General features: G+C 65.2%; 5 protein-coding genes. 3 read left to right on the top strand and 2 right to left on the bottom strand.

The features are described 5' to 3' along the window. Positions 1-18 precede the first annotated feature (18 nt). Complete coding sequence (locus VMR03_RS00185; RefSeq protein WP_325401076.1) at positions 19-543, bottom strand: MarR family transcriptional regulator; 525 nt, start codon at positions 541-543, stop codon at positions 19-21. 93 nt (positions 544-636) lie between these two features. Here VMR03_RS00185 and VMR03_RS00180 point away from each other — a divergent pair, with 93 nt between their 5' ends. The 3 genes from VMR03_RS00180 to VMR03_RS00170 all read left to right on the top strand — a co-directional run bounded on the left by VMR03_RS00180 (position 637) and on the right by VMR03_RS00170 (position 5,713). Beyond that, complete coding sequence (locus tag VMR03_RS00180; RefSeq protein WP_325401074.1) at positions 637-1,788, top strand: efflux RND transporter periplasmic adaptor subunit; 1,152 nt, start codon at positions 637-639, stop codon at positions 1,786-1,788. 147 nt (positions 1,789-1,935) lie between these two features. Further along, on the top strand, positions 1,936-5,100 hold the full coding sequence (locus VMR03_RS00175; protein WP_325401071.1) for an efflux RND transporter permease subunit: 3,165 nt from the start codon (positions 1,936-1,938) through the stop codon (positions 5,098-5,100). 73 nt (positions 5,101-5,173) lie between these two features. Then, a complete protein-coding gene (locus VMR03_RS00170) occupies positions 5,174-5,713 on the top strand; it encodes a hypothetical protein (protein ID WP_325401069.1) in 540 nt (179 codons plus the stop codon). Positions 5,714-5,822: 109 nt separating this feature from the next. Here VMR03_RS00170 and VMR03_RS00165 read toward each other — a convergent pair whose 3' ends face one another. Then, positions 5,823-6,380: an NADPH-dependent FMN reductase gene (locus VMR03_RS00165; RefSeq protein WP_414693133.1), complete on the bottom strand. Its 558-nt coding sequence runs from the start codon at positions 6,378-6,380 to the stop codon at positions 5,823-5,825. Between the last annotated feature and the right edge of the window lie 74 nt (positions 6,381-6,454).

The following is a 6,454-nucleotide window of genomic DNA, read 5'->3' as shown; positions in this document are numbered from 1 at the left end:
CGCCGCGTCCGCTTGGGCTCACTCGCCCGCCATACGCTCGCGCGGATGCTCGTCGCCAGCATCGCCGTCATCTTCGGCGTTCGGGGCCGGCGCATCGTCGTTCAGGAGATTCTGTTTCAGCCGGCCCATCAATGCCATCAGAGCCGCAACTTCCCTCTCGTTCATGCCGGCAAGTGCCGTCTGGAACATGGCGGAAGCAGGTTCCCACATGCGGGGCTCCAGCGCCTCGACGCGGGCCGAATGATAGACGCGGCGGACGCGGCGGTCGGCCGGATCGGGACGGCGCTCGATCAGCCCCTGCTCTTCCATGCGGTCGAGCAGGCGCCCGAGCGGGGCCTTTTCCATTTCGGTCTCTTCGGCCAATTCGGTCTGGGTAATGCCGCCCTCGCGATAGAGAGAGGCCAGCACCCGGCTCTGGGCCGAACTGATGCCGACGCCGGAGTCGCGCAGCCGCCGGTTCCAGGCGCGCTGGAAGAGCCGGAAGACGTCGTGAAGAACCCAGGCGAAAGCCTGCTCGGTCTCGGGCGGAATCTTATCCGTCATTGCGCTTTCCATTTTGCCGGCAGACTATTATAACCAAGGTTACTATATCCCTGTAAACCTTTGTTTCACACGAGACGCGGCCAGGCCCCGGACATGCAATCAGGTTCTAGACGCAGTTGGCGTATCGCCACTCCTTTTTTCGTCCTGGCGCTCGGCGCCGGCCTGGCGGGCTGCGGCGATGGCAAGGACAAGGAAGCGGCGCGGGCGCCCGAAACCATCCGGGCGATGGAAACGCAGGTCGTCCGCAAGGAGCTGGTCGAGCCCGTGACCGGCACCGGCACCGTGATCGCCGACAAGACGACGGTGCTCGGCCCTCGCGTCACCGGCATCATCGACAAGGTCTTCGTCAAGGTCGGCGACCGCGTGAAGGAAGGCGATCCGCTGTTCCAGACACGCGACATCGAATTGAAGCTCAAGGTCGCCGAACTCGAAAATCAGGTGAAGCTCGCCGAAGCGAACCTCCGCAATGCGGCCCGCGCCTTCGGCCGCTCGGCGGAACTTCACGACAAGGGCTTCGTCTCGAATGGCGGGCTCGACAATGCGCGCGCGACGCGGGACACGGCGGCGGCGCAGCTCGGCATTGCGCAGGCGCAGCTCGCCGGCATCCGGCAACAGCTCGCCGACAGCATCGTGCGCGCGCCCTTCGACGGCGTCGTTACCCGGCGCGACGTCGACGAGGGCAAGTTCATGACGACCATGGGCGTCGACGTCAGCATGGGGTCTGGCGCGAACAGCGGCTCGGGCGTCGTTCAGGTGATGAAGATCGATACGGTCTACGCGATCGTGCAAATCCCCGAAACCGATCTCCGCCGCGTCGGCGTCGGCACGCGCGCAAAGGTCACGGTGGACGGTCTCGGGCGCAGCTTCGACACGGAAGCAGCGGTCGTCAACGACAGCGTCGACGCGGCGTCGCGCGCGGTTCAGCTCCGCCTGCCGATCGGGAATGGCGATTACGCGGTCAAGCCCGGCATGTTCGTGCGCGCGGAACTCTATCCCGCGCCCCGCAGCGTCCTCGCGCTCGACCGCAGCGCCGTGCAGGGCACGGAGAGCGCGCGCTATGTCTTCATTTCGGAGAACGGCGTCGCCAGGCGCGTGCCCGTGACACTGCGCCAGATCGACGCTTCGACGGTCGAGGTGCTGAGCGGATTGAAGGAAGGCCAGCAGGCGCTGACCGGACCGAACCTGCCGCTGATCGCCGACGGCACGCCGATCAAGGTCGAGACCGTCGCCGCCAATCTGCCGTGAACACGTTTCGATGAAAAGAAAACCGTCATTGCGAGGAGCGGAGCGACGAAGCAACCCATGATGTCCACGCAGACTGGGTTGCTTCGCTTCGCTCGCAATGACGATTCAAGTCTTGCTCCTCTCGGTCCACCTTAAGAGAACACGCCCATGTGGCTTTCAGACGTTTCGATCCGCCGGCCGGTCTTCGCGGTCATGATCATCATGGGGCTCGTCGTGCTCGGCTGGATTTCGCTCGGCCGGCTCGGCGTCGATCTCTTTCCGAAGATCGAATTTCCGACCGTCATCGTCACGACGCAACTCGACGGCGCGTCGCCCGAAGCGATCGAAAGCGACGTGACCGACCCGATCGAGGAGCAGGTGAACACGACGTCGGGCATCGACGAACTCACCTCGACGAGTTTCGAGGGCATGAGCCGCGTCGTGCTGCAATACAAGCTCAATGAGAATGTCGACGCGAAGGCTCAGGACGTGCGCGAGAAGGTTGCCGCCGCGCGGCCGAACCTCCCCGACGACACCAAGCAGTCGATCGTGCAGAAGGTCGATCCCGACGCGCAGCCCATCATGTCGATCATGATCGCGGGCGACCTGCCGATCCGCGATCTCACGCATTTCGCCGACAAGGTGGCGAAGGAGGAATTGCAGCGCATCGCCGGCGTCGGCTCGATCACGCTGGTCGGCGGGCGCGACCGCGAGGTGCGCATCTGGCTCGACGCGGCGAAGATGCGCGCCTATGGCGTCACCGCCGACGACGTGACAAACGCGATCAAACGCGAACATGCCGAAATTCCCGGCGGACGGCTCGACACCGGCGAGGGCCGCTCCGAACTCGCGGTGAAGACCAAGGGCGAGGTCGACACGGTGGCCGAATTCGGCGACATCGTCGTCGCCTTCCGGCCGGACGGCGCGGCGACCTATATCCGCGACGTCGCCCGCGTCGAGGACGGCATGGCCGACGAGCGCTCCTACGCCGAACTCGACGGCAAGCGCGGCATCTCGCTCGACATCCGCAAACAGTCCGGCCAGAACACGGTGGAGGTGGCGCGCGCCATTCGCGCCGCGCTGCCCGACCTCCAGAAACGGGCGCCCGAAGGCGTCCGCCTCCAGATCGCGCGCGACATGGCGCTCTTCGTGGAAGCCTCGGCGCATGACGTCTTCACCGACATCAAGATCGGCATCGGTCTCGTCGTGATGGTGACGCTAGTCTTCCTGCTGTCGCTGCGCGCGACGATCATCGTCGCGATTGCAATGCCGACCTCTCTGATCTCGACCTTCTTCGCCTTCTATCTCGCCGGCTTCACCATCAACCTGATGACGCTGATGGCGCTGTCGATGGCGGTCGGGCTTCTGGTGGACGACGCCATCGTCGTGCTCGAAAGCATCTACCGCAAGCTCGAGCAGGGATTGCCGCCGATGCAGGCCGCATCGGAAGGCACCAAGGAAGTGGGCCTCGCGGTGCTGGCGGCGACCTTCTCGGTCTGCGCGGTCTTCGTGCCCATCGCCTTCATCAGCGGCATCGTCGGGCAGTTCTTCTATCAATACGGCCTCGCGATCACCTTCTCGGTACTGGTGTCGCTGCTTGTCTCCCTGACGCTGACGCCGATGCTTTCGGCGCGGCTGCTGAAGCCCGGCGAAACGGACCCGGCGCATTACAACCGTGTCGCCCGCGCCATCGACGGCGCCTATCGCCGGCTCGACACATTCTATGGCCGCGTTCTCAACTTCGCGCTCGACCGGCGCTGGACGGTGATGGGCATCGCGCTGGCGACGGTCGTCTTCGGCTTCATGGTGGCGCGCACGATCCCCTCGGCCTTCGACGTGCATAACGACCGTGCCGAGTTCCTCGCCACCGTCGAACTGCCGCTCGGCACGGGGCTCGCCGAAACGCGCGCCATCGCCGAGCGCGCGGCCCATGCCATTCATGGTGTCGATCAGGTGCGCACGGTCTTCTTCACCATCGGCTCGGGCGCGCAAGCCGAAGTCAACAAGGCCGAGTTCTATGTCGGCATCACGCCGAAGGACGCGCGGAGCGTGAAGGACGTCGTCATCATGGACGAGATCCGCGCGCTGCTGACGCGCATCCTGCCGGAGGCCAAGCACATCTCGCTGAGCGAAGTGCCATGGATCGCGAGCGGCGGCGGCTGGGCCGATTATGCGCTCATCTACACGATCACCGGGCCGGACCTCTCGGTCCTTGAGGCGAAGTCGAACGAGGTTGTGGCGAAGATGCGCCAGAGCCCGCTCTTCGCCGATCCGAAGACGAGCTACGACAGCGGCAAGCCGGAACTGCAGGTTCACATCGACCGCAAGCGCGCCGCCGATCTCGGCGTGCCCGTCGTCTCGCTCGCCCAGACCGTGCGCACCATGGTCGGCGGCGTCAAGGCCGGCAGCTTCGAGGACATGGGCCAGCGCTACGACGTGCGGGTGCGGCTCGCCGACACCGAACGCGACGACATCGGCAAGCTCTCGATGATCCAGGTCAGGGGCGAGAGCGGGCAACTCGTCGACATCGCCAATGTGGCGCGCTTCGACGTCGCCACCGGGCCGGCGCAGATCGAGCGCGAAAACCGCGCACGCCGCGTCGCCATTCTCTCGAACCTGCCGGCGGGCGTTTCGCTCGGGCCCGCGACCGAGAAGCTCGAGGAGATCATGAAGGGGATCGAGTTTCCGGCCGGCTACAACTGGTCGGTGCAGGGCAAGGCGAAAAGCCTGAAGGACACCGGCGAGGCGATCGTCTTCGCCTTCGGGCTCGCCTTCATCGCGCTCTATATGATCCTTGCGAGCCAGTTCAACAGCTTCGCCCAGCCGGCGATCATCATGCTCTCGGCGCCGCTGTCCTTTTCCGGCGCCTTCATCGTGCTGAAGCTCTCGGGCCACGATCTCAGCATGTTCGCGCAGATCGGATTGCTCGCATTGATGGGCCTCGTGATGAAGAACGGCATCCTGCTGGTCGATTATGCAAACCAGCTCGTCGCCGGCGGCATGAAGGTGCGCGACGCGCTCGTCAAGGCGGGGCCGGTTCGGCTGCGGCCCGTGCTGATGACGCAGATCGCCACCGTCTTCGGCATGATCCCGGTGGCGCTCTCGACGAGCCAGGGCGCGGAAGTCAGGAACGCGATGGGCTATGTCGCGATCGGCGGACTCGTCTCCTCGACCCTGCTGACGCTGGTCGTCGTGCCGGTCGCCTACAGCTTCATGGCGGGCGCGGGAGCCTGGATCGGCCGAGCGACGCTGGGCCTGCGCGGACGGGCGGCGCGCTACGGGATCGGGAGCGGTACGGAGAGCGACGAGCCGCCGGGCGCACCCGCCGAGTGAAAGTTTAATCTCTCGTTCATCGCCCGGCGCGATACTGAAACCGACGGTTCCACCCCTTGTCGGCAGTACTCCCATGGCGAAGGCACAGTTCCACAAGAACCAGCGCGTTTATGTCCGACCCGTCGGCACCTGGGCCGTGATCGAGCGGGTCGTGCCGCAATGGGTCAAGGACGTGGACGAGCCTTTGCGCGTCTTCTACGACGTGGGTCTCGGCCGCGATTTCACCGCGACGGAACTCCAGACCGAACAGGCCGCCGCGCTGACCGAGATGGACCCGGCGATGGAGGAATGGCGCGTCGTGCGCCAGCCGAACAAGTGGCGTTCGGTCGAGGAATGCGCGAGCCATCCCTTCCCCGGCACCTTTCCGGTCATCATGACCAACACCGAGGAAGGTGGCGGCTGGCGTGTGCCGGGCATGGAATATGACTTCGCGCCGGAGCGCGTGGAGCTTCAGGCCCGCATCATGGCGGCGAGCCCGAAATTCATGGTGCTGCTGAACCGGCTTGTCGATTATGCGCGGGCGAACCCGGAAAACCTGCCCGAGGATGTTCTGGTGCTGGCCCGCGACGCCGAAACAGCGCTCGAACGCACGAAGAAGCCCGACGCGGTGTAACTTCCGCTGGTGTCACCCCGGGCCTGTCCCGGGGCCCAGGGGCCGCTCGCCCGGAATTTGACGCCCTTGGATCCCGGCACAAGGCCGGGATGACATCCTTATTTGAAGTCTACCCCTTCACCGTCTCGATCCATGCGGCAAACGCCGTCATGAACTTCGCGAGGAAGGCGCGTGTACCCTCGTTGGCGATGCCGCCTGTCTCGTCGAACAGATCGCCCGCATGGCCGATATAGGCTTCCGGCTGCTGCAGCGTCGGCATGTCGAGGAAGACGAGCGACTGGCGCAGATGATGGTTCGAGCCGAAGCCGCCGGCGGCGCCCGGCGAGACGCTGACCACGGCGGCAGGCTTTCCCGCCCAGACGCTGTGCCCATAGGGACGCGAGCCGACGTCGATCGCGTTCTTCAACACGCCCGGCACCGAGCGGTTATATTCCGGCGTGACGAAGAGCACCGCATCGGCGGGACGGATCGCGTCGCGGAAGGAAACCCACGAAGCGGGCGGGTTGGCATCTTCATCCTGATTGTAGAGCGCGAGCCCGCCGATCTCGACGATGCCGAGCTTCAGCGTCTCCGGCGCGAGCTTTTCGAGCGCCAGCGCCATCTTGCGGTTGAAGGAGTCCTTGCGGAGGCTGCCGACGATCACCGCGACGTTATAGGCCATGTATATCTCCTGTAGAATTCCGGTTTCCCGTCATTGCGAGCGCAGCGAAGCAATCCAGTGCGGCGAAGAGAGACTGGGTT

This window comes from Parvibaculum sp. (assembly GCF_035511255.1).
Lineage (GTDB): Bacteria > Pseudomonadota > Alphaproteobacteria > Parvibaculales > Parvibaculaceae > Parvibaculum.
Note: the sequence above shows the minus strand (reverse complement) of the source record. Positions and strands in the feature narration are given on the sequence as shown.

Bases quoted from the DNA above. Each gene is read 5' to 3' on its own strand.
- VMR03_RS00185 (WP_325401076.1), bottom strand. From the start codon at position 543: ATGACGGATAAGATTCCGCCCGAGACCGAGCAGGCTTTCGCCTGGGTT.
- VMR03_RS00180 (WP_325401074.1), top strand. From the start codon at position 637: ATGCAATCAGGTTCTAGACGCAGTTGGCGTATCGCCACTCCTTTTTTC.
- VMR03_RS00175 (WP_325401071.1), top strand. From the start codon at position 1,936: ATGTGGCTTTCAGACGTTTCGATCCGCCGGCCGGTCTTCGCGGTCATG.
- VMR03_RS00170 (WP_325401069.1), top strand. From the start codon at position 5,174: ATGGCGAAGGCACAGTTCCACAAGAACCAGCGCGTTTATGTCCGACCC.